This window comes from Nocardioides xinjiangensis (assembly GCF_017916455.1).
Taxonomy (GTDB): Bacteria; Actinomycetota; Actinomycetes; order Propionibacteriales; family Nocardioidaceae; genus Nocardioides; species Nocardioides xinjiangensis.
Genome location: NZ_JAFMSY010000001.1, coordinates 1,887,241 through 1,912,739 on the forward strand (window position 1 = coordinate 1,887,241; position 25,499 = coordinate 1,912,739).

The 25,499-nt window shown below is 70.8% G+C and carries 27 protein-coding genes; 14 read left to right on the forward strand and 13 right to left on the reverse strand.

The window, feature by feature from the left end; all coding sequences use genetic code 11:
- The first annotated feature begins 1 nt into the window (after position 1).
- From J3P38_RS08870 to J3P38_RS08885, 4 genes are read left to right on the forward strand one after another with little or no spacing between them, the layout of a single operon-like run.
- The gene (locus J3P38_RS08870; protein ID WP_210503316.1) at positions 2-766 is read left to right on the forward strand and encodes a carbon-nitrogen hydrolase family protein; all 765 of its coding nucleotides are present in this window, start codon (positions 2-4) and stop codon (positions 764-766) included.
- A gap of 11 nt (positions 767-777) precedes the next feature.
- A complete protein-coding gene (locus tag J3P38_RS08875) occupies positions 778-2,079 on the forward strand; it encodes a hypothetical protein (RefSeq protein WP_210439435.1) in 1,302 nt (433 codons plus the stop codon).
- Positions 2,080-2,136: 57 nt separating this feature from the next.
- Positions 2,137-2,364 carry a biotin/lipoyl-binding carrier protein gene (locus tag J3P38_RS08880; protein WP_210503317.1) on the forward strand — a complete coding sequence of 76 codons (228 nt, stop codon included), beginning with the start codon at positions 2,137-2,139 and terminating at the stop codon, positions 2,362-2,364.
- 33 nt (positions 2,365-2,397) lie between these two features.
- On the forward strand, positions 2,398-3,408 hold the full coding sequence (locus J3P38_RS08885) for an aldo/keto reductase family protein (protein WP_210439437.1): 1,011 nt from the start codon (positions 2,398-2,400) through the stop codon (positions 3,406-3,408).
- Between the two features lie 143 nt (positions 3,409-3,551).
- On the opposite strand, the gene J3P38_RS08890 is transcribed toward J3P38_RS08885, so the two are convergent.
- On the reverse strand, positions 3,552-4,829 hold the full coding sequence (locus J3P38_RS08890) for an MFS transporter (protein ID WP_210503318.1): 1,278 nt from the start codon (positions 4,827-4,829) through the stop codon (positions 3,552-3,554).
- A 65-nt stretch (positions 4,830-4,894) separates the two neighbouring features.
- On the opposite strand from J3P38_RS08890, the gene J3P38_RS08895 reads away from it, so the two are divergent.
- On the forward strand, positions 4,895-5,227 hold the full coding sequence (locus tag J3P38_RS08895) for an ArsR/SmtB family transcription factor (RefSeq protein ID WP_210440718.1): 333 nt from the start codon (positions 4,895-4,897) through the stop codon (positions 5,225-5,227).
- A 9-nt stretch (positions 5,228-5,236) separates the two neighbouring features.
- Here the strand turns inward: J3P38_RS08895 and J3P38_RS08900 are convergent, their stop codons facing one another.
- Entirely contained in the window at positions 5,237-5,845 is a 609-nt protein-coding gene (locus tag J3P38_RS08900; RefSeq protein WP_210503319.1) for a vitamin K epoxide reductase family protein, read from the reverse strand.
- 106 nt (positions 5,846-5,951) lie between these two features.
- On the opposite strand from J3P38_RS08900, the gene J3P38_RS08905 reads away from it, so the two are divergent.
- The 3 genes from J3P38_RS08905 (at position 5,952) to chrA (ending at position 8,737) form a co-directional block, all read left to right on the forward strand.
- Positions 5,952-6,881, forward strand: a complete 930-nt coding sequence (locus tag J3P38_RS08905; protein ID WP_374222610.1) for a cation diffusion facilitator family transporter — start codon at positions 5,952-5,954, stop codon at positions 6,879-6,881.
- A 111-nt stretch (positions 6,882-6,992) separates the two neighbouring features.
- Positions 6,993-7,253 carry a GlsB/YeaQ/YmgE family stress response membrane protein gene (locus tag J3P38_RS08910; RefSeq protein WP_210439441.1) on the forward strand — a complete coding sequence of 87 codons (261 nt, stop codon included), beginning with the start codon at positions 6,993-6,995 and terminating at the stop codon, positions 7,251-7,253.
- A 74-nt stretch (positions 7,254-7,327) separates the two neighbouring features.
- A complete protein-coding gene (chrA, locus tag J3P38_RS08915) occupies positions 7,328-8,737 on the forward strand; it encodes a chromate efflux transporter (RefSeq protein ID WP_307807821.1) in 1,410 nt (469 codons plus the stop codon).
- Positions 8,738-8,878: 141 nt separating this feature from the next.
- Here chrA and J3P38_RS08920 read toward each other — a convergent pair whose 3' ends face one another.
- The 3 genes from J3P38_RS08920 to J3P38_RS08930 are packed head-to-tail and all read right to left on the reverse strand — an operon-like array spanning position 8,879 to position 12,875.
- Positions 8,879-9,649 (reverse strand): HAD-IIA family hydrolase, encoded by a 771-nt coding sequence (locus tag J3P38_RS08920; protein WP_210440720.1) that lies wholly within the window; start codon positions 9,647-9,649, stop codon positions 8,879-8,881.
- 54 nt (positions 9,650-9,703) lie between these two features.
- On the reverse strand, positions 9,704-12,187 hold the full coding sequence (locus J3P38_RS08925) for an MMPL family transporter (RefSeq protein WP_210503320.1): 2,484 nt from the start codon (positions 12,185-12,187) through the stop codon (positions 9,704-9,706).
- 28 nt (positions 12,188-12,215) lie between these two features.
- Positions 12,216-12,875: a TetR/AcrR family transcriptional regulator gene (locus J3P38_RS08930; RefSeq protein WP_210503321.1), complete on the reverse strand. Its 660-nt coding sequence runs from the start codon at positions 12,873-12,875 to the stop codon at positions 12,216-12,218.
- A 63-nt stretch (positions 12,876-12,938) separates the two neighbouring features.
- Between J3P38_RS08930 and J3P38_RS08935 the strand changes: the two genes are divergently transcribed.
- From J3P38_RS08935 to J3P38_RS08945, 3 genes are all read left to right on the forward strand, one after another.
- Positions 12,939-14,438, forward strand: coding sequence for a fused MFS/spermidine synthase (locus J3P38_RS08935; RefSeq protein ID WP_210503322.1), 1,500 nt, complete (start codon positions 12,939-12,941; stop codon positions 14,436-14,438).
- 29 nt (positions 14,439-14,467) lie between these two features.
- Positions 14,468-14,935 (forward strand): aminoacyl-tRNA deacylase, encoded by a 468-nt coding sequence (locus J3P38_RS08940; protein ID WP_210439445.1) that lies wholly within the window; start codon positions 14,468-14,470, stop codon positions 14,933-14,935.
- A 317-nt stretch (positions 14,936-15,252) separates the two neighbouring features.
- Entirely contained in the window at positions 15,253-15,486 is a 234-nt protein-coding gene (locus J3P38_RS08945; RefSeq protein WP_210503323.1) for a hypothetical protein, read from the forward strand.
- Positions 15,487-17,364: 1,878 nt separating this feature from the next.
- Here J3P38_RS08945 and J3P38_RS08950 read toward each other — a convergent pair.
- Entirely contained in the window at positions 17,365-18,513 is a 1,149-nt protein-coding gene (locus J3P38_RS08950; protein WP_210503324.1) for a hypothetical protein, read from the reverse strand.
- Positions 18,514-18,885: 372 nt separating this feature from the next.
- Between J3P38_RS08950 and J3P38_RS08955 the strand changes: the two genes are divergently transcribed.
- Entirely contained in the window at positions 18,886-19,071 is a 186-nt protein-coding gene (locus J3P38_RS08955; RefSeq protein WP_210503325.1) for a hypothetical protein, read from the forward strand.
- Positions 19,072-19,399: 328 nt separating this feature from the next.
- Complete coding sequence (locus J3P38_RS08960; protein ID WP_210503326.1) at positions 19,400-19,822, forward strand: hypothetical protein; 423 nt, start codon at positions 19,400-19,402, stop codon at positions 19,820-19,822.
- A 23-nt stretch (positions 19,823-19,845) separates the two neighbouring features.
- Here the strand turns inward: J3P38_RS08960 and J3P38_RS08965 are convergent, their stop codons facing one another.
- The 7 genes from J3P38_RS08965 to J3P38_RS08995 form a co-directional block, all read right to left on the reverse strand.
- Positions 19,846-20,424 carry a hypothetical protein gene (locus J3P38_RS08965; protein ID WP_210503327.1) on the reverse strand — a complete coding sequence of 193 codons (579 nt, stop codon included), beginning with the start codon at positions 20,422-20,424 and terminating at the stop codon, positions 19,846-19,848.
- Positions 20,421-21,194, reverse strand: coding sequence for a DUF7669 domain-containing protein (locus tag J3P38_RS08970; protein ID WP_210503328.1), 774 nt, complete (start codon positions 21,192-21,194; stop codon positions 20,421-20,423). Before J3P38_RS08970 ends, J3P38_RS08965 begins: the two co-directional genes overlap by 4 nt.
- 212 nt (positions 21,195-21,406) lie before the next feature.
- Positions 21,407-21,661 carry a hypothetical protein gene (locus tag J3P38_RS08975; RefSeq protein WP_210503329.1) on the reverse strand — a complete coding sequence of 85 codons (255 nt, stop codon included), beginning with the start codon at positions 21,659-21,661 and terminating at the stop codon, positions 21,407-21,409.
- A gap of 452 nt (positions 21,662-22,113) precedes the next feature.
- The gene (locus J3P38_RS08980) at positions 22,114-22,521 is read right to left on the reverse strand and encodes a nuclear transport factor 2 family protein (protein ID WP_210503330.1); all 408 of its coding nucleotides are present in this window, start codon (positions 22,519-22,521) and stop codon (positions 22,114-22,116) included.
- 33 nt (positions 22,522-22,554) lie between these two features.
- Positions 22,555-23,451: an SIR2 family NAD-dependent protein deacylase gene (locus J3P38_RS08985; protein ID WP_210503331.1), complete on the reverse strand. Its 897-nt coding sequence runs from the start codon at positions 23,449-23,451 to the stop codon at positions 22,555-22,557.
- Positions 23,448-24,272, reverse strand: a complete 825-nt coding sequence (locus J3P38_RS08990) for a protein-ADP-ribose hydrolase (RefSeq protein WP_210503332.1) — start codon at positions 24,270-24,272, stop codon at positions 23,448-23,450. The genes J3P38_RS08985 and J3P38_RS08990 overlap by 4 nt, the downstream gene beginning before the upstream one ends.
- Positions 24,269-24,655 carry a winged helix-turn-helix transcriptional regulator gene (locus J3P38_RS08995; RefSeq protein ID WP_210503333.1) on the reverse strand — a complete coding sequence of 129 codons (387 nt, stop codon included), beginning with the start codon at positions 24,653-24,655 and terminating at the stop codon, positions 24,269-24,271. Before J3P38_RS08995 ends, J3P38_RS08990 begins: the two co-directional genes overlap by 4 nt.
- A gap of 155 nt (positions 24,656-24,810) precedes the next feature.
- Here J3P38_RS08995 and J3P38_RS09000 point away from each other — a divergent pair, with 155 nt between their 5' ends.
- On the forward strand, positions 24,811-25,389 hold the full coding sequence (locus tag J3P38_RS09000; protein WP_210503334.1) for a nuclear transport factor 2 family protein: 579 nt from the start codon (positions 24,811-24,813) through the stop codon (positions 25,387-25,389).
- Positions 25,390-25,499: the final 110 nt, after the last annotated feature.

Genomic DNA, 25,499 nt, shown 5'->3' on the forward strand with positions numbered 1-25,499 from the left:
CATGGCCGACCAGCTGCGGGTCCGCGTCCACCAGTGGGCGAGCGGGCTCGACCCCGCCGCGAACCGCGCCCGCCTCGCGGACCTGGCGCCCGGTGCCGACCTCGTCGTCCTCCCCGAGGCGTTCGCGCGCGACTTCGGAGAGGCCGGCTCCGACGTGAGCGCGTACGCCGAGCCGCTCGACGGCCGGTTCGTGCAGGGCCTCCAGCAGGCGGCGGAGGCGGCGTCGTGCACCGTGGTGGCCGGGATGTTCGAGGCCGCCGACGACCCGGCCCGGCCCTACAACACCCTCGTGGTCGCCGGCGCGGCCAGCGCGGCGTACCGCAAGATCCACCTCTACGACTCCTTCGGCTACCGCGAGTCCGACCGGCTCACCGGCGGGCCGCTCGAGCCGGTCGTCGTCGAGGTCGCGGGATGGCGGGTCGGCCTCATGACCTGCTACGACCTGCGGTTCCCCGAGCTGGGCCGTCGGCTGGTCGACGCGGGCGCCGAGGTGCTCGTCGTGCCGGCCGCCTGGCTGCCGGGCGAGCGCAAGGTCACCCACTGGCGGACGCTGCTCGCCGCGCGCGCCATCGAGAACACCTGCTTCGTGGTCGGCGCCGGCCAGCCGGAGCCGCGCTACAGCGGGCACTCCGCGGTCTACGGACCCCTCGGCGACACGCTCGCCGAGGCCAGCGGTGGGGAGGAGACGCTCGAGGTCGTCCTCGACCGTGCCGACCTCGACGGGGCCCGCCGCACCAATCCGTCGCTGGCCAACCGCCGGCTGTAACCTCGTCCGACGTGCCTTCCCCCACCTCCGACAGCGCGCGCGGGTCCTCCCGCGGCAAGCGGGCTGCGGAGCGCCCGCCCTCGCGGCTGCGCCGGAGGCGGAGGTCGGAGCCCGGCCCCGCCCGCGTGACGGAGCCGGCCGCACCCGCGGCGACTCCGCAGCCCGCCGCCCCCGACCCGGCCGCCGGCCGCGAGCCGACCCAAGTAGCCCCGCCCGCCCCGGTCGCCCCGCCCGCCGTCGAGCCGGCCCACCGGCCCGCCGACCGCCCCTCCGACAGCGCCTCTGACGGCGCCTCCGACGGCGCCTCCGACGGGCCCCGCCGCTCCGTGCTGGTCGCCTGGTTCGGGGTGCTGCTGCTCGGCGCGCTCGCCCTCGCCTGGTCGGCGCTCACCGGTGTCCTGGGCGACCGGGCCCCCACCGGCCTCCCCCCTGCCCCCGAGTGGCTCGACGGCGCCGGCTCGGTCGCCGTCGTCACCGCCCTGTCGTGGCTGCTCGCCACCCGCACCGCCGGCCGCGCGCTCGTCTCGGCGGGCCTCGCCCTCGTCCTCGGCGCTGCGAGCCTCCTCGTGGGCGGGCGCGTCCTGCCCACCGGGGCCGCGGTGATGACGTGCGTCGTGGGCAGCGTGTACGCCGTCATGGTGACGGTCCCCGCCGTCACCGGTCTCAAGGCCGTGCGCGAGGCCCTGGTCGCCAGCCTGGTCGCGGCCGTCACGGCGTTCGCCGCCGTGGGCTTCGAGCCGACCGTCGCGACCGAGCGCTTCGAGATCGTGGCGCTGCTGCTCGCGCTCGTCCTGGCGCTGGCCATCGTGTGGCGGCTCGGCGCCGGCCTCCACGGCCTCGGCCGCCGCGGCATCGTCGTCGTCGCCGTCGGCCTCGGGGTCCTGCTCGCCACCCTTGCCTACGCCGAGCTGCTGCGGCGCTACGGCGCCCAGGCCTTCGTGTCGTCGGTGCTCGACTTCGCCGACTGGACCTCCGAGCGCATCGGGGCGTTCCCGCGGCCGCTCGTCGTCCTGCTCGGCATTCCCGCGCTGGTGTGGGGCACCCACGTGCGCGCCCGCCGGCGCCAGGGCTGGTGGGTGTGCGCGTTCGGCGTCGCGGCGACGGTGCCGCTCGCCACCGGGCTGGTGTCGCCCGAGAGCAGCTACGCCCAGGCCGGCCTGCGCGCGGCGTACTCCCTCGTCCTCGGCCTCGTGATCGGTTACGTCGTCATCCGCGCCGACCTCGCGCTCACCGGGCCGAAGGGCCGTCGCGGGCGTCGCGCCGAGGAGGCCGGCCCGCACCGGCCCGAGCCACGACGCTTCGCCGAGCTCTGACCGGCGGGCGCTCCCGCGATCAGCGGCTACGCCCGGGTAACCGCTAGCGTCGACCGCATGGCCCGCACCACGCCGCTCGAGATCGTCTCCGAGCTGGTCGCCAACGTCCTGACCATCGAGGTCGCCGAGGGTGATCGCGTCGAGGCCGGCGACACCGTCGTGCTGCTGGAGTCGATGAAGATGGAGATCCCCATGCTCGCCGAGCGGGGCGGCACGGTGACCGCGATCAAGGTGACCGTGGGCGACGTCGTCCAGGACGGCGACGTCCTGGTCGTGCTCGACTGAGGCGCTGCTTCGCAGCCCCACTAGGGTCGTGGCATGGAGTTTCGATACCTCGGCAACAGCGGACTGAAGATCTCTGAGATCACCTACGGCAACTGGCTGACCCACGGCTCCCAGGTCGAGAACGACGTCGCGACGCAGTGCGTGCGCGCCGCGCTCGACGAGGGGATCTCCACCTTCGACACCGCGGACGTGTACGCCAACACCGCGGCGGAGACCGTGCTCGGCGAGGCGCTGAAGGGCGAGCGGCGCGAGTCGCTGGAGATCTTCACCAAGGTCTACTGGCCCACCGGACCGAAGGGCAAGAACGACACCGGCCTGTCCCGCAAGCACATCATGGAGTCGATCAACGGCTCGCTGCAGCGGCTGCAGACCGACTACGTCGACCTCTACCAGGCCCACCGCTACGACACCGAGACGCCGCTCGAGGAGACGATGCAGGCCTTCGCCGACATCGTCCGCCAGGGCAAGGCCCTCTACATCGGCGTCAGCGAGTGGACCGCCGACCAGATTGGCGCCGGCGTCGAGCTGTCGAAGGAGCTCGGCTTCCAGCTGATCTCCAGCCAGCCGCAGTACTCGATGCTGTGGCGCGTCATCGAGGAGGAGGTCGTGCCGACCTCCCGCGAGCTGGGCGTCTCCCAGATCGTGTGGAGCCCGATCGCGCAGGGCGTGCTGACGGGCAAGTACAAGCCCGGCCAGGCGCCGCCGGAGGGCTCGCGCGCCACCGACACCAAGGGCGGCGCCGACATGATCTCGCGCTTCATGAAGGACGAGACCCTCACCGCCGTGCAGGGCCTGGAGCCGATCGCCGCCGACTGCGGCCTCACCATGGCGCAGCTGGCCATCGCCTGGGTGCTGCAGAACGACAACGTCGCCGCCGCGATCGTCGGCGCCTCGCGCCCCGAGCAGGTCGCCGACAACGTCAAGGCCGCCGGGGTGAGGCTCGACGCCGACGTCATGCAGCGCATCGACGACGCCCTCGGCGCCGTCGTCGTACGCGACCCGGCCAAGACGGCCGAGGGTGCCCCGAAGGCGCGCGTGGCCTGACGTACGCCGGGGGTCCCGCGCCTGCCCGCGCTTCCCCCGCCCGCTTCCCCCGTGCCCGCCCCCGCCCCGCCCCGCGCGGGTAACGCCCCGACGCATGCGCTCCCGCCCCCACCAGTGGGGGCGGGAGTGCCGGTTCGGGGGCGTTACCCGAGCCGACGGGTGCGCGTCGTGACGCGGTAGCGCACGAACGCCGGCACCGCCAGCGCGGCGACCACGGTGAGGACGACGACGAGCACGCCGCCGCCCGCCGCCGCGACGGCGGCTCCGGTCGCGGCCGCGGTCGCGCCGTGGGCCACGTCGGCGACCCGCGGCCCGCCGGCGACCACGACGATGAAGATGCCCTGCAGCCGGCCCCGGACCTCGTCGGCCGCGGCGGACTGCAGCATCGACATGCGGAACGCCGAGGACGCCATGTCGGCGGCACCGCCGACGGCGAGCATGAGGACGGCGACGCCGAGCATCGCCGCGGGCGCGTGCGGGGCCAGCATCGCCGCGACCCCGAAGCCCGTCATCGCCAGACCCCACACCACGATCGCGACGATCACCGCCAGGCCCTGCCGCTCCACGTGCGAGACCCATCCCGACAGGACGCCGCCGACGACGGCGCCCGCCGGGATCGCGGCGAACAGCAGCGCGAACGCGAGGCCGCCCTCGCTCGGCCCGCCGAAGTCGAGGTGCGCCATCTCGGGGAACAGCGCGCGCGGCATCCCGAAGACCATCGCGATGATGTCGACGACGAACGACATCATCAGCACCGGTTGCGTGCGGAGGTAGCGGAAGCCGTCGACGACGGCCCGGATGCCGGGCGCCACGGTGACGCCGACGACCGGCATCGGCGGCAGCCGCACGACGGCGGCCAGGGTCGCGAAGAGGGTGATCGTGTCGAGCAGGTAGAGCCAGGAGTAGCCGATCAGCGGGATCAGCGCCCCGCCGACGAGCGGGCCGGCGATGCCCCCGGCCTGCATGACGGTGGTGTTGAGCGAGTTCGCGGCGGGGAGCAGGTCGTCGTCCAGCAGCCGCGGCAGCAGCGCCGAGCGGGTGGGCTGGTTGACGGCGAAGAAGGCCTGCTGCACCGCGAACAGCCCGAGCAGGAGCCACACGTCCTCCCCGCCGAACGCCGCCTGCAGCCAGAAGCACGCGCTGGTCGCGATGAGGCCGGTGGTGGTGATCATCAGGAGCGTGCGCCGGTCGAAGGCGTCGGCCAGCGCCCCGCCCCACAGCCCGAACACCACGAGCGGCACGAGGCCGAACACCCCGGTGAGGCCGACGTACGCCGACGAGCCGGTCATCGCGTAGATCTGCGCGGGCACCGCCACGACGGTGAGCTGGGCGCCGATCACCGTGACGATGTTCGCGAGCCAGAGCCGCTTGAAGTGGGGGTTGGCCAGGGGACGGGTGTCCGCCAGCAGTCGCCTCTCCACGTCGGCAGGGTAGGTGGCGACCGCGCGTCGCCGGCGCGCGCATGGCCTAGCATCGTTGTGTGGCGATGGAAGCGGACGCGACGGGGCTGACGGCCGAGGCGGCGCTGTTCCACGCGCTGTCCGACCCGTCACGGCTGCTCATCGTGCGACACCTCGCCCTCGGCGAGCACCGGGTGGTCGACCTGACCGCCCACCTCGGCCTGGCGCAGAGCACCGTCTCGCAGCACCTCGCCTGCCTCCGCGACTGCGGCCTGGTGAGCTCCCGCCCGGAGGGCCGGGCCTCGATGTGGTCGCTCAACCACCGCGAGGAGGCGCTGGCGGTCGTCGCGGCGGCCGAGCGCCTGCTGGCGCTGACCACCGTGCAGGGCGGGCACCACTACGAGGAGCGGCACCGCTGACCCGCCGGGTCAGACCAGCGTCGACCAGTAGGACCAGAAGCGCTCGAGCACCAGCAGCACGACGACCATGTAGGCGCCGAAGAGCAGCGGTGCCCGCCACTCCCGCAGCCCGGTGACGAGGCGGCTCCCGGCGGCCGCGTCGCCCAGCACGCCGGTCGTGAGGTTGCGCACCGTGACGTAGACGAACATCGGGATCACCACCACCCACACGACCATGCAGTACGGGCACAGCGCGCCGATGCGGTAGATGCTCTGGAAGACCAGCCAGCAGATCAGGGCGAACGCCGCGGTCACGCCCGCCTGCAGGCCGAGCCAGTACCAGCGGGCCAGGCGGGCACCCGCGAGCAGGGCGGCGCCGGTGGCGACGACGACGGGGAAGCCGGCGACGCCGAGGATCGGGTTCGGGAAGCCGAGCAGGGCGGCCTGTGCGGACTCCATCACGTTGCCGCAGCTGAGCACCGGGTTGATGCTGCAGGTGGGCACGTAGCTGCTGTCCTCGGCCAGCCGGATGCGCTCGACGAGCAGGACGGCCGCCCCGAGGAGGCCGACGAGTCCACCCAGGACCAGGCCGATGGCGAGGCCACGCTCCTGCGGCACGTCGGCGACGGGCTGGCTCATGGGGTGGGCGTCCTCCTGGGGCGTAGGGGCGGCAGTCGGGTACATCCTGCGCGATGGCGGCAAGGTGGACGACACCGGCTCCACCGGCTAGCATCGTCGTACGGCGATGACACGGATCGTCGACGATGGAGGGGACATGGGCGCCGGACACGGGCACGACCACGCCGGCGGCCGTCACCGCTGGCGCCTGGCCGTCGCGTTCGCGCTCGTCGCGGCCTTCTTCGGCGTCGAGCTCGCCGTCGGCCTTGCCACGGGCTCGCTGGCGCTCGTCTCCGACGCGGGCCACATGGCGGCCGACGTGGTCGCCCTCGGCGCCGCGCTGCTCGCGACGACGATCGCGACGCGTCCCGACGGCACGGGCCGCCGGACCTACGGGTCGTACCGTGCCGAGGTCCTCGCCTCCGGCCTGACCGTCCTCGTCATGCTCGGCGTGTCGGCGTACGTCGTCGCCGAGGCCGTCCACCGCGCCGGCCGGGCCGTCGAGGTCGCCTCCGGCCCGCTGCTACTGGTGGGCGGGCTCGGACTGGTGGTCAACCTCGCGTGCCTGGTGCTGCTGCGCGGCGGCGCGCGCGAGTCCCTCAACGTCAGGGGCGCCTACCTCGAGGTCCTCGCCGACGCCGTGGGCAGCATCGGGGTGCTCCTGGCCGGCCTGCTCGTCGCCCTCACCGGCTCGGGCCGGTGGGACACGGCCGTCGCGCTGGCGATCGGGGTCTTCGTCGCGGTGCGGGCGCTCCTGCTCGGCCGGGAGGTGCTCGCCGTGCTCGCCCAGCACGCGCCGCGGGGCGTCGATCTCGACGCCGTGGTCGACGACCTCGAGCGCGTTCCGGGGGTCGCCGAGGTGCACGACCTCCACGTCTGGACGCTGACGTCGGGGATGGACGTCGCGACCGCGCACCTCGTCGTCTGCGTGGGTGCCGACCCCCAGGTCGTCCTCGGCGCGGCGCAGTCGGCGCTCCGTGAGGGCCACGGGATCGACCACGCGACCCTGCAGGTCGAGGCCAATCCCGCCCGGGAGTGCCACGCCGCGACCTGGTGAGCGGGCGGGGGTAGCCGGGCCGGGGGTCGGCGGCCAGCGAGCCGGACGGCGATGTCTATGCTCGCAGCACGGAGCCCACCCGCTCCGACCCTCGAGCCACAGGAGCAGGACATGATCGGATTCCTCGTCGCCGGCCTCATCATCGGAGCGCTGGCCCGGCTCATCAAGCCCGGCAAGCAGAACCTCGGCATCCTCGCCACGCTCGGCCTGGGCCTCGTCGGCTCCCTGATCGGCGGCGTGATCGCGCAGTTCTTCGGCACCGGCAGCATCTGGGAGCTCAACGTCATCGGCTTCGTGCTGGCCGTCATCGCCGCCGTGCTGCTGATCGGCGTCGCTGAGTCGGTCGCCGGCAAGAACAAGAGCACCGTCTGACGGACTCGCGCCAGAGCAGCCGTAAGTCGAGTGACTGACTTGACTTCGGGTGCTGCTGGCGGTTCCATGCACCCGTGGACCCAGCGACCGGCCCGTCGAGCCCCGTGACCGCCCCGGACTCCGCCGGACCCGCGCGTCGCCCCCGCGACGTCATCCCCCTGCGCGAGGCGACCCGCGCCTGGTTCGCCATCTCGCTGCAGACCTTCGGCGGGCCGGCCGGACAGATCGCGGTCATGCAGCGCATGCTCGTCGACGAGAAGCGCTGGATCGGGCAGCAGCGGTTCCTCTTCGCCCTCTCCTACTGCACGCTGCTGCCCGGGCCGGAGGCGCAGCAGCTCGCGACGTACGTCGGGTGGCTGCTCAACGGCGTGAGGGGCGCGCTGATCGCGGGCGTCCTCTTCGTCCTCCCGGGCGTCGTGGCGCTGCTGGTGCTCTCCGGGGTCTACGTCGCCTTCGGCGACACCACCCTCGTCGAGTCCCTGTTCCTGGGGCTGGCGCCCGCCGTGATCGCCATCGTGGTGCAGGCGGTGGTCCGGGTGGGCCGCAAGGGGCTGGGCCACCCGGCCCTCGTGGCGCTGGCCGTCGCCTCCTTCGTCGCGCTGACCGCGTTCGGCGTCCCGTTCCCGGCCGTCGTGCTCGCGGCCGCGCTCATCGGCTGGGTGCTCGCCCGGCGCATCCCGACGTTGACCGCGCCGCCGAAGGTGGCCGCCGACGCCGGCCCGCCGCCGCTCATCAGCGACGACCAGCTGCACACCGAGCGGCCGTCGGGGCGCCGGGCGGCCACCACGCTCGTCGTGGGCCTTCTCGCGTGGTTCGTGCCCGTCGCGGTCGCTGCTCTGCTGTTCGGGCGCTCGAGCATCTTCGTCGACCAGGGCGTGTTCTTCTCCGGTGCCGCGCTCGTCACCTTCGGCGGCGCCTACGCCGTGCTGGCCTACGTCGCGCAGCAGGCGGTCGAGGTCTACGGCTGGCTGGCGCCCGGGGAGATGGTGCGCGGCCTGGCGCTCGCCGAGACGACCCCCGGCCCGCTGATCATGGTGGTCCAGTTCGTCGCGTTCGTGGGTGCCTATCGCGCCCCCGGCGACCTCGACCCGTGGGTCGCCGCCGTGGTGGCGGCGCTGCTGACGACCTGGGTGACGTTCGTCCCGTGCTTCCTCTTCATCCTGCTCGGGGCGCCGTACGTCGAGCGCCTGCGCGGCAACCGCGGCCTCGCCGCCGCGCTCGCGGGCATCACGGCGGCCGTCGTCGGCGTGATCGCGAGCCTGGCGCTGTTCTTCGCGCTGCACACCCTCTTCGACGACACGTCCCGGCTGGCGGCGGGTCCGCTGGACCTCGAGTACCCGGTGCTCGGCTCCCTCGACGTGCCCTCCCTCGCCATCACGGCCCTGGGCTGCGCCCTCGTCTTCTGGCGGAAGTGGTCGGTGCTCCGCACGCTCGGCGCGTGCGCGCTCGCCGGGATCGTGCTGGGCCTCGCGCTGGCCGCCTGACCCGGCGCGGATGGCGCCGGGCGCCGTGGGTACGGGAGCGGGTGTTCCTCTTCTTCAGCAACCGCCTCGGCTGTGCCGGCTCCGTGCTCGTCTCGCTGCTCGTGACCGTCGTCATCGTGGCGATCTTCATCCTCTGACGTCTCAGGCCTCCTCGGGGAGCACGCCCTCGCTGACGAACGGCAGCACGTCGGCGATCGAGTCGACCACGCGCGTCGGCCGGTAGGGGAAGTCCTGCACCTGGTGCCGCTCGGTCGCGCCGGTGGCCACCAGGACCGTGCGCATCCCGGCCTCGAGCCCGCTGATGATGTCGGTGTCCATCCGGTCGCCGATCATCACCGTCGTCTCCGAGTGCGCCTCGAGGCGGTTGAGGGCGCTGCGCATCATCAGCGGGTTGGGCTTGCCGATGAAGTACGGCGCACGCCCGGTCGCGGTGCTGATCAGCGCGGCGACCGACCCGGTCGCCGGCAGCATCCCCTGGGCGCTGGGGCCGCTGGGGTCGGGGTTGGTGGCGATGAACCTGGCGCCGTCGTTGATCAGGCGGATCGCCCGGGTGATCGCCTCGAACGAGTACGTGCGGGTCTCCCCGAGCACGACGTAGTCGGGGTCCTGGTCGGTCATGACGTAGCCGATGTCGTGCACGGCCGCGGTGAGGCCGGTCTCCCCGACGACGTACGCCGACCCGCCGGGCCGCTGGTCGTCGAGGAACTGCGCGGTCGCGAGCGCCGAGGTCCAGATCGACTCCTCGGGCACGTCGATGCCGCTGCTGCGCAGCAGCCGGACCCGCAGGTCGCGCGGGGTGAAGATCGAGTTGTTGGTCAGCACCAGGAACGGGACCTCCTGGGCGCGCAGCGCGGCGATGAACTCCTTGGCGCCGGGGATCGGGTCCTCCTCGCGCACGAGGACGCCGTCCATGTCGGTCAGCCAGGTGGTCACGGTGCGGGTGTCGCTCACCCGCACATTGTGTCGTCAGTCGGCGTGGCCGTGCACCGGGTGGCTGCGCTCGAGACCCGCTCCCTCGACGTCGACGTCCGGCAGCAGCCGGTCCAGCCAGCGCGGCAGCCACCACGCCGCCTCGCCGAGGAGGTGCATCGCCGCCGGGATCAGCAGCATCCGCACCACGAAGGCGTCGAGCAGGACCCCGAAGGCCAGGCCGAAGCCGATGGGCTTGATGGTCGCGTCGTGGGAGAAGACGAAGCCGGCGAAGACCGAGATCATGATGATGGCCGCCGCGGTGACCACGGCGCGTCCCGCGTGCAGCCCGTGCTGGACGGCGACGCGCGCCGGCGCGCCGTGGGCGTACGACTCGCGCATCCCCGAGACGAGGAACAGCTGGTAGTCCATGGCGAGGCCGAAGAGGATCCCGGTCGCGATGATCGGCAGGAAGCTGAGCACGGGGCCGGGCTCGTGCACCCCGAGGGCGTCGGCGAGGAAGCCGAGCTGGAAGATCGCCGTGATGCCCCCGAACGCCGCGAGCAGCGACAGCACGAACCCGAGCGTCGCGGTCAGCGGCACCAGGATCGAGCGGAAGACGAGCACCAGGATCAGCAGCGAGAGCCCGACCACCAGGACGAGGTAGGTCGGCAGCACGTCGGAGAGCTGCTCGGAGATGTCGATGTTGGCGCTGGCGTTGCCGGCGACGCCCAGGGTGGCCCGGCCGCCGTCGGTGGTCTGCGGGGTCATCTCGCGCAGGGCATGCACGAGCTCCTGGGTCGACTCGCTGGAGGGCGCGCCGTGCGGGATGACCTGGAAGGCCAGCGCCGTGCGGTCCCGCGAGGCGCCGATGGGCACCACCGCCTCGACGGACCACATCGTGCCGATGCCCTCCGCGATCGCCGCCTGCTCGGCGACGACGGCGTCCTGGCCGATGGCGTCAGGCAGGTCGGCGACCACGAGCAGCTGCCCGTTGGAGCCGTCACCGAACTTCTCGGCCTGCACCTCGTAGGCCAGGTAGCCCGGGGAGTCGGGCGGCTGCGTGGACCCGTCGGGGAGCCCGAGCCGCATCTGCGTGGCCGGGGCGGCGACGGCGAGCAGCGCCACGACGCCGACGGCCAGCACGGCCCAGGCCCGGCCGGTGCCCATCGGCCGGTCGCGCTCGCCGGCCGTGTCGTCGTCCGCCAGCTCGCCGGCGGCCAGCCGCTCGCGCTCGCGCCGCCGCAGGATCCGCGTGCCGACCAGCGACAGGACGGCCGGCGTGAGGGTGACGGCCATCAGGATCGCGACGAGCACCGCGACGGCGCCGACCGTGCCCATCAGCCCGAGGAACCCGACGCCGGTCACGTTGAGCGCCAGCAGCGCGACGATGACGGTGACGCCGGCGAAGACGACCGCGTTGCCCGACGTGCCGTTGGCGATCCCGATCGACTCGTGGACCTCGGCGCCGCGCTTCAGCTGGCGGCGGTGGCGGTTGATGATGAACAGCGAGTAGTCGATGCCGACGGCGAGACCGAGCATCACACCAAGCACCGGCGTGACGGAGACGAACTCCACGAGCCCGGAGAACGACAGCGACGCCAGCGAGGCGACGCCGACGCCGAGCAGGGCGGTCAGCAGCGGCAGCGCAGCTCCCAGCAGGGTGCCCAGCATGACGGTCAGCACGACAGCGGCGATGACGACGCCGGCGACCTCGCCCGGACCGAGGATCGAGGGCACGGTCTGCGCGATCTCCTGCGAGGGGTGCAGCTCCACGCCGTCGATGCCCGGGTCGGCGACCAGGGCCTCGACGTCGGCCCGCGTCTCCTCGCTCACCTCGTTGGTCGGCGTGGAGAAGACCACGTTGGCCACGGCCGCCGACCCGTCCTCGGAGACCGTGCGGAACCCCGAGGAGAGCCCGGCCAGGACGGCCGCCTGCTCGAGCCGCGGAGCCTGCGCCTCCACCTCGGCGCGGCGCCCGTCGAGCTCTGCCTGCCCCTCGTCGAGCTGCCGCTGCGCGGCGGCGAGCTGACGGCGTACGTCGACCAGGGTGCCGGCGTCGCGCGCCTGCGCGCGCTGCTGCGCGAGGGCGTCGCGACCCAGGTCGATGCGTGCCTGGGCGTCGCGGAGCTCCTGCAGGCCCTTGCTCAGCTGCTGCTGGCCCTCGGCCACCCGCGCGGCCGACTGATCCACCTGGTCCTGGGTCCGGAACGGGTCGCTCACGTCGGCGACCCCCTCGACCTGCGCCAGCCGGTCGAAGAGGTCGACCAGCGCCTCCTCCTGCTCCTCGGTGAAGCGGGAGCCGTCGGTCGTCTCGACGACGATCGAGCCGTTGCCGCCGCCGGTGCCCTCGAAGTCGCGCTCGAGCCGCTCGGAGACCCGCGTCGTGGGGGTGTCGGGGAGGGAGATCGACGACGACAGCGCCCCCGCGAACGACACGTACGTGACCGCGGTGACCGCCAGCACGGCGAGCCAGGCGCCGACGACGGTCCAGTGCCGGCGCGCCGCGAAGCGTCCGATGCGGTAGAGGAGCTCGGCCATGGAGGAGTCGTGCCTTTCGTCGGAGCGGTCAGCCCGCGTGCCCGACGCGGAGCCGGTGCAGCAGGCGGTCGACCAGCCGGTCCCAGTCCGCGCGGGCCACGGCCGGGACGTCGGCGGTCAGGTCGGGGTGTTGCGCGAGCCAGTGACCCGCGAGGAGGGTCAGGCCGTTCGTGAGCAGGGTCAGCGTCAGCTCGAGGTCGAGCGGGTCGAGGTGCGGTGCCCGGTCGAGCAACCGGCCGCGCAGGCGGCCACCGACGTGCTCGAACGCCCTCCGCGAGATGGCGGCCGCCCGCTCGTCGCCGGCGGCAGGAGCGCCCAGGACGCGGTGGATCGTGACGATCGCCGTGGCGAGGTCCACCTCCCGGGTGGCCTCGACGAGGGCGTCCAGGGCGGCGCGCCCGCCGGCGGGGCCCGTGGGGAGGTCGCCGGTCAGCCGGCCCACCGCCGCGAGGAGGTCGGCGGTCGCCTCGGCGAGCACCTGGTCGCACACGGCGACGAGGAGCTGCTCGATCCCCCCGAAGTGGTTGAAGACGGTGCGCCGCGAGACGCCCGCGAGCGCGGCGACCTGGTCGATGGTGAAGCCGCGCGCGCCCCGCTCGCTGGCGAGCGCACGTGCGGCGTCGACGAGCGCGCGGCCGTGCTCCTCGCGCACGGCGCTGCGGCCGTCGGGGGCGGGAGGGGGCAGCACACGTCGATTGTTGCACTCAGTGCAAAAACTGCCCTGTTCCTGCGGGGTGCGAGGATCTGCGGCATGTCAGGGGAGCGGCCGGTGGCCGCGGAGCGCGAGCCGGCCGGGCTGGGCGCCTGGTCCGCAGCGGCTCTCGTGTTCGGGTCCTCCGCCGCGGTGCTCGTCGTCGAGCTGGCCGCGCTCCGGCTGCTGGCGCCGTACTTCGGCCTGACACTCGAGACCAACACGCTGGTCATCGGGCTCGCGCTGGCGGCCATCGCGGCCGGCACCTGGGCCGGGGGCTGGACGGCGGACCGCGTCGCGCCGCGCACGCTGCTCGCGCCGCTGCTCGGCGTCTCCGGGGCCGCGGTCGCGCTGACGCCCGTCGTGGTCCGCGGCTCGGCCGCAACGGGCCCCGGCGCGCTGATGCTCGCCGCGACGCTGTCCATCCTGGTCCCGGGGGCGCTGCTCTCGGCGGTGAGCCCGGTGGTCATCAAGCTGCGGCTCACCAGCCTGCGCGAGACCGGGTCGGTCGTGGGCCGCCTGTCCGGCATCGGGACGGTCGGGGCGATCGCCGGCACGGTGGTCACCGGATTCGTGCTGATCTCCCGCGTGCCGGTCAGCGCGATCCTCGTCGGGCTCGGCGTGCTGCTGCTGGCGACGTCGGTGCTCGTCCAGGCGGCGGGCCGGCGCGGCCGCGGGGACCTGCTGCTCGGGGCGGTCGTGGCGCTCGGCGGCCTGGGCGCGAACCTCGCCCCGAGCGGCTGCGACACCGAGACGACGTACCACTGCCTGGCCATCGACGCCGATCCCGACCGCCCGACCGGGCGGACCCTCGTGCTCGACGGCCTGCGCCACTCCTACGTCGACCGCGAGGACCCGACCTTCCTGGAGTTCGAGTACGTCCAGGCGATGGCGTCGGTCGTCGACACGGCGTACCCCCCGGGCGAGCCGATCCGCGCCCACCACCTCGGCGCCGGCGGGCTGACGCTGCCGAGGTACGTCGCCGCGACCCGCCCGGGGTCGGCCAGCACGGTGTCCGAGATCGACGGCGGCGTGGTGGCCGCCGACGAGCGGCTGCTCGGCGACGACTTCCCCGCCGGTACTGACGTGCGGGTGGAGGACGGCCGGCTCGCGATCGACGGCCTCGGTGCCCGGAGCCTCGACCTGGTGGTCGGCGACGCGTTCGGCGGGGTCAGCGTGCCGTGGCACCTCGCGACGCTGGAGGCGCTCGACGGGCTGGGCCGCGCGCTGGACGACGACGGCCTCTACGTCGCCAACGTCATCGACCACGGACCGCTGCACTTCGCCCGCGCCTACGTGCGCACGACGGCCGAGGTGTTCGGGGAGGTCGCGCTCCTCGCCGACCCGCGGGTGCTGGCCGGCGAGGACGGCGGCAACCTCGTGGTGGTGGCGTCGCGCTCGCCGGTGGACGTCGCCGCGATCCTCGACCGCATGGCGGCACGCGGGCTCGGCTGGGGAGCGCTGGCCGGCGACGAGCTGGACACCTGGACCGGTGCCGCGCCGGTCCTCACCGACGACTTCGCCCCGGTCGACCAGCTGCTGACGCCGTACGGCGCCTGAGCCGAGCGCCGCCGCCGTACCCTCGGAGCGTGGACGACGACACCCCCGCCCTGCGCGCCCTCGCGGCCAGCGGCATCGCGCACACGGTCACCCGGCACGGCCGGGTCGGGTCGCTCGCCGAGGCCGCCGCGGCACGAGGGGTGGAGCCCTCGGCGATCGTCAAGACGATGGTCGTGCGTCGCGGCGAGGGCGACCACCTCTTCGTGCTCGTGCCCGGCGACCGGCAGATCTCGTGGCCGAAGCTGCGGGCGCTGCTCGGCGTGAACCGCATCTCCCTGCCGGACGCCGAGGCGGCCCGCGCGGTGACCGGCTACGAGCGCGGCACCATCACGCCCTTCGGCTCGGCGAGCGCCCTCCCGGTCGTCGCCGACGAGCGGATCGCCGGCACGGTCGTCTCCCTCGGTGCCGGCGCCCACGGCGTGGCCGCGACGCTCGCCGGCGACGACGTCGTACGCCACCTCGGCGCGCAGGTGGCGGACGTCACCGACCCGGCGTGAGCCCCGCGTGCGTCCCGAACCCGAGCGTGGCCCCAGCAGACGCAGATCGGGCCGGCCCACGGAGGACCGGCCCGATCGGCTGGGGGGCGGCGACCCTTTGCGGTTTGGTGGTCCTGACCTGCACAGATGTGTGAGTGCAATTGAGCGTTTCCCAGTGGATCGGCCGCCATTTCCCGGGTCTCAACCCTCCATCGTGGGCGCTGACGGTTTTCCCGCGGGTAGAGCGCGAGTCGGCGGCACGCAAGCACCCCGTACAGCCGGACGGTGTGCTTTGCTGCACATCACCGTGTCCCATACATCAGTGAAGGACGAACGAAGTGTTCGGATTGTTCAGGAAGGCCAAGGCGGCGATCGCACCCGAGCCGGTACGGGAGTGCGGGTACGCCTACCCCCACCACTCGACCGGGATTCACTACCACGCTGGACACCCGCGCAAGAAGCGTGAAGAAGCGCGCCCTGGCACTGGTCCGTACGACGGAAAGCAGCGCTTCGCCAACACCGGTGTTCCCAAAAACCCCGACGGCGAGACGTACGCCAACCTGTCGGAGTGATCGATGGCAGGGGATCCCAACCTGTATGACGCGATCGAACGGGCCATTGCGAGAGTGCGTTCCGGTCTTCCTCGGATGGTGCCGCGGCCGACGACGTCACGCAATGGACTGCTGACGACCGCGCGCTAATCGACCAGTTGCAGGACGATTACGGCCTGCTGCAGCGTCATCGAGACGTGGTCCTGGGCAAAGTGTTCGTGGCGAGTGAACCCACTCGTTGCCGCACGTGTGACCAGCCGCGACCTTGTTCGAGCGCGTTGGCTCTGGCGGAGCGCTACGGGGCGACCGGTGACGGCACGGGTGACAGTTCGGCGGTGTCCGGGTTGCTCTCGGCTGCTGAGAAGGACTTAGACAGTGGTGCGGGTCTGTGTGCTTGCGGGCTCTACGGCCGGAAGACGCACCAACGCGTGTCGGGGGCGGGTGTCGAGCCGGAGGTTTGGGTCCGATCTGGGTTCGTGTGCACCCCGACCCGGCCTGGGCCGCACTTCCCGGTGGGGTGACGGTCGCCAAGCCGGTGTCGATCGACTGGCTTCGGTGAGATAATGCGGCGGTGGCGTATGAGCCGTTGGCTGGCTGGGTTCAGGTGACTCGTGTGGTCGCGACGGGCAAGGTGAAGTCGCAGCGGATGCATCAGGACAGGTCGTGTGCTGATGCGGCCGTGCGGAAGGCCCTGTCCAAGAACGGCACGGGTAGTGCCCTAGTGGACAGTTACCTATCCGAGTGGATGACGTACGGGGCGGCCCGCAGGTTGAAGCCGCTGTCGGTGTGCCGTTGCTCTGGAGGTGGGCATCGGAAGCACTACGTCGCTGACTCTGACCGGCGCCCGGGTGAGGTGCAGGCGGGCTCGCAGGGCACGGGCCGTCGACGCTGAGTCTCATCCGACACCGGCCACGCCACGATGAGGGCGACGACTGTGCTTCCCAGTCATCATCACGGGCCGTATGGTCGACGTTGAGTGTTCCGGTCTGTTGTGACAGGCGGACCGGCCGCTCGGCAGTGGCCGCGAGGTCGGTTGCAGGGCTCTCGCGGCAGCGACTGATTCGTTGAGCGGTTGACAGGCTCACCGAGCCGACCCGGGTGGCCCGAACCGGATAGGCAGCGGCTCGGGCCACCGTCACGTCTCCTACACCACCCTCGGGCAGGGCGTCTGTCGGCGCCGCTGCGTACCGTGAGGCGCGTGAACCGGGAAGAGGTACGTGCGTGGGCCGAGGAGGTCGCCCAGCACCTCTACCCTGTACTGCTCGCGCGGGCGAGGACGTGGGATCGTCTTGGGTTTCAGGCACCGGACCCTGAGGACCTCGTGGACCGCATCGTCGCGCGGTTACCAAGAATGGTGAACCGACAATCTGAGCACTGAGGACTGCTCGACGGCTCGCTCCCGCCCGACCCGGTTCGATGTTCAGGGTTGGCGATTCCTCTTCGCAGCGTCGCGGGCGACGGCGGAGGTCCATGAGGGATCTCCAACGAACTGTTCCCGCGCGGACCCGGCGGTCTTGGCAGGCAACGTTAAGGGTGCCGCCGCCGCCCGCTCCGGTCGTGACAAACGCGACGGTGTTGTAAGCCCCGCCTGCAAGGGGGGCGAGTCTCGATGGAGACACGCTGCCCCGCCACCCCGGCTCCGTTCACTCGTCTGAACTGGCTGGCCATCCGTGACGACCCGGAGCGGTTCCGGTCGGATGGCGTCCGGGTGCTCCTACCACCGTGGCAGGCCTCCGACGACACGGAGTGACGGTGGAGGCACGAGGACACGCCTCCCAAGCCGGGCGTCGCGCTGTTGACCTCGACGCCTGGCGCCCAGGCGTGCGGAGGACGGACCGGGTGTGCGACGCCCCGTTGGCGCTGCCGAGTTCGCAGTAATGGAGGGAGTGGTACGGGTCCTCAGCACCGTGGCATGCCGGGTGGCAACCCGTTCACGTTGATATCGCGCGCGACGGCTGAGGGGACCCATAGGCCGATCACACGTCCGCCCCAGGTGTCCGTGCTGCGCAGCCAGGTGTTCCATGTCTGGGTGGTTCCGTTGCTGAATCGAACCCCATACGGCGCCGCGTAGGTGCCGCACGAGAAGCCGACACCGAGCCCGTTCGCCCACCAGTAGTCGGCGGCGTTGGGTGGTCGGTTGCTGCGGGAGTACCAGGTCCCGTTCCATGGGTCTGTACGTGGCCACGTTCCGCCAAGGACTGCATCGGCGATGAAGTAGCCGCCCGTGAATGGTGGGTTGCCCGAGGTAGGCGGCGGTGGTGGGTTTGGTGAGGACGGCGGTGACGGTGGGACGGTAGGCGTGGGCGTCGGGGTAGCGGTTGGTGGGTCGTTGACTCCGCACGTGCCGCTGTACTCGCATTCAGGCGCATGCAAGGTGCAGGCACCGAGCAACTCGAAAAGGTCGATGGACCAGTTGGAGGGGGTGAACGGTTCGCAGGCGTCGTACTCGTTGAAGAGCCCGACGATCTGCTTGCCGATCCATTCTGGGACCTTTCGTATCCCCAAACCGATCAAGCACTTCGCCACCGTGACGGCCACACCAGGCGAAGGCTTCTTCAACGCTTTGAGGCACCCCACGAGGTTGGTGAAGGTGCTGAGTTGGCGGACGTGCGCTACCGCGAAGCGACGGCCGTCAGACTTCGCGCGCTCCGCCTTCCACCGTCCGTCCACGTTATGCATGATGAGCGGGCGCCCCATCACCTTCGGCAGGCGGATGGCCACCCGACCACGCCACCGTGCGTAGATGTGGAAGTCGTACAGTTTGTCGCCGAGGTGAGCGATCTCAACTCGTCCACGGAAGCGCATGACGCCCGTGGGCACGCGAATGCTGACGCCATTGGATGCCTTGACGACTCCGCCCTCGGGGCCAAGCGTCCTGGCGGCGATGACCTTCCCGCCGAAGGGTGCCGTACGTGCGGACTCGGAGGCTGGTCCCGATGGCCCCTCGGGCGTTGCGACCACTGATGGCGCAGACAACTGCAGGATGAGGCCGAGGAGTGCTGCGACAGCGAGCAGCGCCGTAAACGGTCGCGAAGAGTTGCGAAGCATTGGTCCGCCTCCCGTTGGTTTCGGGGAGAGTAACTGCCAGGCGCTGTCCTGAGCACTGAGATCCACGCCTGTACCCCACCCGACTAGACCGGACCCGGCGGGGGCTGAGACAGCACGGGTGGCTGACGATGTGGCGGACATGCGGCACTACGCGGATGTCGAGTCCGCGGTGGTTCGCCACACAAACCGAGGCGTGGTTGTGAAGGTGCGCCATCAGAGCCTGCGCCGCGATGGCGATGCCGGGGTCTCGGTGTTCTTCGATGTCAACCGGGGGCGGTCGGGGCCGGAGTCGTCCTCAACGGCGGCCTGTACGAAGGCACGGACTACGTGTTGTGGCGAGCACGGGGACTGAAGCCGAAGGGTCAGATGCTCATGTGCTCGTACCGCATGGGGGCTGACTATGCGAAGGACATCACCACGATGTGGGTGAGCCGAAGGTGTCTCGACGACCCAGCCAAGGTGCGCGCCGCCATCCGCGTTAGCGGGGGCATCGATCCGGACTTCGCCCAGGACTGGGTTGGCGAGCGTCGCTGGACCGATTGGCTGGCCCGCGCCTGACGCGCCAGGGTGGGCGACCGCGCGCTCCGGTACTTCTTCGAGTGGCTAGCCGACAAGGTGTAAGCCCGGCCCTCCATGGCAGGTTGGCGCCGGGTGAATAACGTCACGTCGCATCTGCGCTTACTCCAATCCGGCAGACGAGTAGCCAGGCCGAGAGAGAACACCCGGTCTTGGGCCCCGACTCCGGGCGCTCAGTAGGAGCGGCCTTTTCCAGCGGAGCAGCCGACCTTTCAGATCGAAGCCCGCTCACGCGTCGCCGGGGTCGCTCTAGTTGCCGGAACCCACGTCGTTCGGGTTCTTCGCCTCCACCTCTGGCAGCATGAGCCGCATGTACCACTCCGAATTGGTGGTGCCTGTTGCAGGGACCCTCGTCCACGAGTTGCTGACAGAGATGCTCCGCGAGGGGCATGTGGGCGTGTACATGGTCGGCGGGCATGGTCGGCGGTGGCGCCTCGACCAGGACCACTATGGCCCCCTCGAACGCCTTGACTTCAACATCTCGCAATGCGTGCGCGAGGTTGCCGACTCGATGTCTCCAGTAGACGGCTATCCCGCGCACTACCTGTATCTCGACCGCTTGATTGCCACCATTGAGATGCCATGGGCTGGCCTCATGACCGAGTGGAACCTGGTATACGACCGGGTGCCCCGCGGAACTCTTGTCATCTCTGCGGCCGAGTCGCCTTCAGACCATGACTCTGGTACTTCGCTCATGCGACGTCTCCGGCGATGGTTCGGCCCGAATCACTGATCCGTCGGCCCCACTCGGGTGCCTCAGCGCCTGTCGTCGAGACCCCAGACTGTCTCTCCGCGCCGGTCGGGTGGGTCGATGAGGATGACGGCCTTCTGGCTGAGATAGTCGGGCGAGGATCCGGGTTTGGCGTGTTGGAGCCAGTGGCGGATGACTGTGACGGGTTCAGCGTCGGGTCGGCAGTGCAGTCCGCGCATCATGAGGTCGACGCGGCGGCCCTGGTGTTCGCGATGCCATGTGGTCCAGCGGGTTGCTTCTCGGTCGGAGCGAGCGTTCGCCATCGCGTAGCGTTGGCGGCCTAGGTCCGAGGAACCGAAGTCGACGTGTTTGGTGCGCTTGTCTTCGGGGAACCGTCGGGCGCCCCTGGGTAGTGCGAAGAATGACCACACGTCGAGGTCCTTCACCCCGTTGCGTCGGTCGAGGTAGTGCAGGGCCGCGCCTTGCGCCAGGACGACTGCGATGAGGCGTCCGCGGTACTCGGGGTGCCGTTCGTAGAAGCCTTCGTGGTCTTGGGTGGCGATCTCGGAGAGTCGGCGCAGGTGGCGCTTAGTGAGGGGGACCTTGGAGCGAGCCGACCGGGCCGTGGTGGTGAGAGGCGTCACGGGTTCTCCTTCACGGCGCCGTCTTCGCTGACGAACCACATGCGAATTCGGGCGGCGTCGAGCGAGGTACGGGTGTCCGCCCAAAGTCGGCGGTAGGTGGGGAAGTCCGGAAGGGCGATGACGGAGTGCCAGTCGGGCTCGTGGGTGCGCAACCGCATGGCGGCAAGAACGGCTTGTGAGTACCAGTGCCGGGCTTGGGTGGCGGGGTTGGTCTTCTTTGTTTCTCCTGCGCGGCGGGGGTCGGCGTAAGTGCCGCGGGTGGGGTAGCCCTTCACCTCGATGCCGATCCGCTCGGGTCCTCGTTCGGCAACAACGTCTACGCCTGGTTCCTTGGTCGCCGTGTTCGCGGTTCGGGTGATGGTCCAGCCGCTGGCGCGTAAGTGTCTGACGACGAGGCTCTGAGTGTTCGCTTCGGTGTGCCAATCGCCTTGCTGTCCTCCGGCGCGGGCGGCAGCGACGCTGGTGCCGCTGGACGCCGCGCCGCCTGCCGGTGTCGGCGCCCCGGCGAGGTAGTCCGTGATTTCACGTTGCGTGGCGCGTCGGAACGTTCCGTGCGCAATCTTGGTCAGGAACGGCGTCTTGGGGGTGAACTGCTCGCGATTCCCGACGTTCGAGCAGGCGCCGCGAACATGGGCGCGGATCGTGCGGGGGTTGCTGCCGGGGTAATGCCGGTCGAACCACGAGATGACCTCTGCCGCGGTGAAAGGTTCGGGCAAGGTCCGGACGCATTCGACGAGCCGCTCCCACGTCGTCGTTGCGGTCCGCTCCACAAGCCCATCGTGCAAGACGAAAGTGTCAATGCACTGCGCCTCCGAGCGGGCGTACCGTGGAGTGGTGACACGGGTGGAGGAACTGGCGCGAAACTTACGACGCGTGCATGAGTTGGATGGGCGATGTCGTCAATGAGGCTCGGCTGCTTCGTTGCACGTCGCCAGCACAACCCCGTAGGGGCAGCGTCTCGTGCCTGCGCCTGTGGTGGGGGTCAGTCGCCCTCTGCCCATGCCCCGATACGCACGAACATCGCCATCGCGGCAACGAAACCAGCCGCTAGTCCCCCCATCCCGTAGGTCATGTGGCCCCAGACCGCCATGTACGGCACGCTCAGCAGGCTGAGGAACATGGGGAGCATGGCAAGGCCGCGCGGGGGCAGGTGGCGGGGCTTCTTGTATGAGCGACGGCCGATGCCGAAGATGGCGAACAGGACCATACAGGCCGCGGCCCACGCGAACGGTTCCACTTCGCGCACCTCACAGTCGGCTTGGACGGTTCTCAGTGAGCGCTCGACCGCTAGCCCGGCCGATCGGGCGGTCACGTTCTCGCCGACCGTGCCATCGATGTTGACTGCCCCAGCGTAGGCCGCCTTCGGGATCAGTGCGAAGGGTGGCCCGCGCGCAAGTACCGCTGCCGCAGCCTCCGCGGGGTACTCGCGGTCGTAGCGAGTTTCCGCCGTCGATCTCGGTCAAGGACTCGCTCGGATAGGCACATGTGTCCCGCTGCGCGCGGATCTGCCGATCTGCGGACGGCATCGCAAGTGACGCTCAGTCTCGGCGGGATCCTCCTATGAGCGGTTTGCGTTGTGCCTCCAGCGGTGGATGCGAGCCTTGAGGCCCGTCCAGGCATTCTGGCGCCAGGTGCGACCGGGTTCGCGGGTCCACTCGCAGAGGCAAGGCAGTTGGCTGGGCTCGGACATCAGAACATCCCGTTGGGGTTGTTGGGGTGCTCGGGTAGGGGTTGGAGCACGTCCCAGTGTTCGACGACCTTGCCGTTGTCGTCGAGGCGGAAGATGTCGATGCCTGCGTATTCGAGGTCGCCGGGCCAGGTCTGGTGGCAGTGAAGGATGACGTGGTTGCCTTCGGCGAAGGCGCGGACGAACTCGACGTGCTTGCCGGGGTACTCGGCTGCCATGCGGTTGAAGTAGTCGATGAACGCCTGCTTGCCGTCGCCGACGTGGGGGTTGTGCTGGATGTAGTCGTCCCCGGCGTAGTTCTCGATGGCTTCGGCGGGTCGGTTCTGGTTGAACATGAGGTCGTAGAAGGCCTTCACGTTCTCCTTGTTCCTGTCCAGTGGGGCGGTGGCGCTGGTGCCGAGGTCTGTCATGGCCGTCCTTCAGGCTCGTGGGTTGCTTGTAGGTCAGTGGTTGGTACGGGTGAGGTGGCCGATGGCGGCCTGTGCGTCTCCGGAGAGAGAGAACGCACGGTCAGTGAGGTCGGCTGGCACGTCGGGATGGTCGCGGTTGATGCGGATGAGGGTGGCGTTGGGCAGCGCGCGGGTGATCTGCTCGGTGGGCCAGCGGATGACGCCGGGGGTGTTGTAGCCGGAGCCGATGTCGAGGACGGCGACCTTGGCGGAGGTGCCCTGGGCGTTGCGCAGCCAAGCCTGCAGGTCTCGCCCGGTTGGGGCGAAGTGGTCGGCGATGTAGAAGCGTCCGGCGTTGACGTTGAGGTACACCTCGCCGCCGCAGTCGGGGCAGGTGGGTACGGCGTCTTCGTCGATCTGCCCGGTCTGCGGGTCGAGGGTGGCGTAGGCGCGTTCCAGTATGGGGCGGGCGTCCCACACCTCGCGGGTACACGGGGTGTGGCACTGGTAGAGGGCGTAGTCGCCTTGCGGGGTGAAGACCCGGTCGGGGTCGAAGCCGTTGCGGGCGAACAGGCCGTCGACGTTGGAGGACATGACGAAGTGGTCACGTTCGCCGACCGCGGCTCGGAGTTGCTGATAGATCGCCGACGGTTCGTCGCCGAGGCGGATGTCGCGGACGTGGACGGCCCAGAAGCCCCATTGGTGGCGCGGAGGGAGGGGATAGCCGATGAGTTCGTAGCGGGCGTTGAACCCGGCCTTCTTGAGCCACGGGAACAGGTCGGCGAATCGGTCGCGGTCGGTGTAGTCGTACCCGGCTGCAGCCGACAGTCCGGCCCCGGCGCCGATGAAGACGCGCTCGGCGTCCGCGAGCGCGGCGGCCGCGGCGTCCAGGTTCTGCGATCCGCGCACCGAGTCGTGATGATGGGCGTGGGTGTGGGAGGTGTGGGTCACGGGAGTCGGCCGTCAAGGGTGGTGCGGTAGATGGCGGCGTGGTGGTCGGAGAAGGTGTTGAAGATGACCTGCATCTCGGACTCTGGGTGCGCGGTGAGCCACCGGGTCACGGTGTCGACGGCGACGACGGTGGCGGCTTCGATGGGGTAGCCGAAGACGCCGGTCGAAATGGAGCAGAACGCCACCGAGGCGATGTCGCCGTGGCTGTCGGCGGCGTCGAGGCAGGAGCGGTAGCACGAGGCGAGGGCTTCGGCGTCGGCAGCGGATGGTTCACCACCCGCCACGATGGGGCCGACGGTGTGCAGTACGTGCCGGGCTGGCAGGTGGTAGCCGCCCGTGAGGGTGGCGGCACCGGTGGGTTCGAGGTGACCCTGCGCGGCCATGTGGGCGGCGCATTCCTCGCGTAGCCGGGGTCCGGCGACGGCATGGATCGCGTTGTCGATACACGCATGGCCCGGGGCGAAGCAGCCGAGCATCCGGTTGTTGGCAGCGTTGACGATCGCATCGGCACGAAGGGCGGTGATGTCGCCCTGCCACAGCGACATCCGCGACCCGACACCCGCCAAACGCAAGCGCGGCAAGTTGGCGGTGTCGGTGACCGGGCGTTGGGCGTTCTCCCACGCCAACACGCCATCAAGGAGCCTCGCGAGGTCGTCGGGCAACGGGTCCGGCGGCCGCACGGTCAACACGTCGGCCAGCGCGACCTTTCGCTGACGCGCTGTCGCGCCGACGGTCTTTGCAGCAGCCTCGGGCGCGAGGTGGTCGAGCAGGTCCACGACAGCGCGGTCCACTTGCTGTTGGGTCAACTCGGTGGCGCTCACGCGTCTGCTCCGACGGTCGTCGCGTCGTAGGTTTCGCGAGCCGCGAGCACGCCGCTCATGTGCTCCTTGGCCCACTCCTCAAGGGCGGCCAGCGGCTTACACAGGGAGCGTCCCGCCGCGGTGAGTTCGTACTCCACGCGTGGGGGCACCACCGGGTAGACAGTGCGCTTGACCAGACCGTCGCGCTCCAGCCCGCGCAGGGTCTGGGTGAGCATCTTCTGGGAGATGCCGTCCACGCGCTCGGTGATCGTCTTGAACCGATGCGGCCCGTCGGACAGCGCTCCAATGATCAGCACGGTCCAGCGGTCGCCGATGCGGTCCAGCAGTCGCCTGCTGGGGCAGTTGCGGTCGTAGGGGTTCCACTGCGAGGTGTCGAGGCTCATGGCTCACTCACTAATCCGGTAGTCAGGCACTTTGGGGTGCCTTATTTCTTTCCGTGCGTCAGTCACCAATAGTAAGTGATGTGACTTCATTCCGCCATCCCCACCACCAGACCAACCCGAGCCAGATCGCTCCCACCACCCGAAGGAATCGTCCAATGACCACCGCCTCTCGCTCCATCGCCCGCCCACGCACCCCTCTGTCCACCCTCGCCGCGACCGCCGTCGGCGCAGTCGCTGCCGGAGCGCTCGCCCTGCCGACGGTCACTGCTGCAGCCGCCGCGGACGCTGCCCCCTCGGCCAGCCGTACGGCCACATCGCCCGTCCCCGCTGGCGAGAAGGGCCTCACCAGCCAGGAGAAGGCCAACCGCCGCGCCGCCGTCCGGCTGCTCGTCGGCGCGTTCACCAAGCACGACCCCGACACCTACGCGCGCCGCTACATCGACGCCAACACCTACATCCAGCACAACCCGCTGTTCGACAACGGCCGCGACGCCTTCATCGCCGGGGTCACCGCCTACTTGGAACAGTTCCCCGACTACACGCTGCGCGTCCGCCGCACCGTCACGCAGGGCAACTACGTCGTCGTCCACGCCCTCGCCAAGGTCGACGCCTCGGACCGCGGCACCGTCGAGATCGACGTCTTCCGCTTCAACAAGGCCGGAAAGATCGTCGAACACTGGGACGCACTCCAGCCTGTAGCCGAGACCTCCGTCAACGGCAATCCGCAGGTCTGATCGACAGCCACATCGGAGCGGGCCGCAGCCTCATGCGTGCGGCCCGCTCCAACGATTGGTCCAGCGGGGTGGAACGTCCGGATCTGCCGCGATTCGTCCTAGCCCGGCAA

Excerpts from the sequence above, each read along its gene's own strand:
- J3P38_RS08900 (WP_210503319.1), bottom strand. The coding sequence starts at position 5,845 with ATGAGCCAGCCCGTCGCCGACGTGCCGCAGGAGCGTGGCCTCGCCATC.
- J3P38_RS08980 (WP_210503330.1), bottom strand. The coding sequence starts at position 22,521 with ATGACAGACCTCGGCACCAGCGCCACCGCCCCACTGGACAGGAACAAG.
- J3P38_RS08960 (WP_210503326.1), top strand. The coding sequence starts at position 19,400 with ATGTACCACTCCGAATTGGTGGTGCCTGTTGCAGGGACCCTCGTCCAC.
- J3P38_RS08935 (WP_210503322.1), top strand. The coding sequence starts at position 12,939 with ATGTCAGGGGAGCGGCCGGTGGCCGCGGAGCGCGAGCCGGCCGGGCTG.
- J3P38_RS08905 (WP_374222610.1), top strand. The coding sequence starts at position 5,952 with ATGACACGGATCGTCGACGATGGAGGGGACATGGGCGCCGGACACGGG.
- J3P38_RS08880 (WP_210503317.1), top strand. The coding sequence starts at position 2,137 with ATGGCCCGCACCACGCCGCTCGAGATCGTCTCCGAGCTGGTCGCCAAC.
- J3P38_RS09000 (WP_210503334.1), top strand. The coding sequence starts at position 24,811 with ATGACCACCGCCTCTCGCTCCATCGCCCGCCCACGCACCCCTCTGTCC.
- J3P38_RS08920 (WP_210440720.1), bottom strand. The coding sequence starts at position 9,649 with ATGGACGGCGTCCTCGTGCGCGAGGAGGACCCGATCCCCGGCGCCAAG.
- J3P38_RS08995 (WP_210503333.1), bottom strand. The coding sequence starts at position 24,655 with ATGAGCCTCGACACCTCGCAGTGGAACCCCTACGACCGCAACTGCCCC.
- J3P38_RS08910 (WP_210439441.1), top strand. The coding sequence starts at position 6,993 with ATGATCGGATTCCTCGTCGCCGGCCTCATCATCGGAGCGCTGGCCCGG.
- J3P38_RS08885 (WP_210439437.1), top strand. The coding sequence starts at position 2,398 with ATGGAGTTTCGATACCTCGGCAACAGCGGACTGAAGATCTCTGAGATC.
- J3P38_RS08950 (WP_210503324.1), bottom strand. The coding sequence starts at position 18,513 with ATGCTTCGCAACTCTTCGCGACCGTTTACGGCGCTGCTCGCTGTCGCA.
- J3P38_RS08870 (WP_210503316.1), top strand. The coding sequence starts at position 2 with ATGGCCGACCAGCTGCGGGTCCGCGTCCACCAGTGGGCGAGCGGGCTC.
- J3P38_RS08895 (WP_210440718.1), top strand. The coding sequence starts at position 4,895 with ATGGAAGCGGACGCGACGGGGCTGACGGCCGAGGCGGCGCTGTTCCAC.
- J3P38_RS08955 (WP_210503325.1), top strand. The coding sequence starts at position 18,886 with ATGTGCTCGTACCGCATGGGGGCTGACTATGCGAAGGACATCACCACG.
- J3P38_RS08925 (WP_210503320.1), bottom strand. The coding sequence starts at position 12,187 with ATGGCCGAGCTCCTCTACCGCATCGGACGCTTCGCGGCGCGCCGGCAC.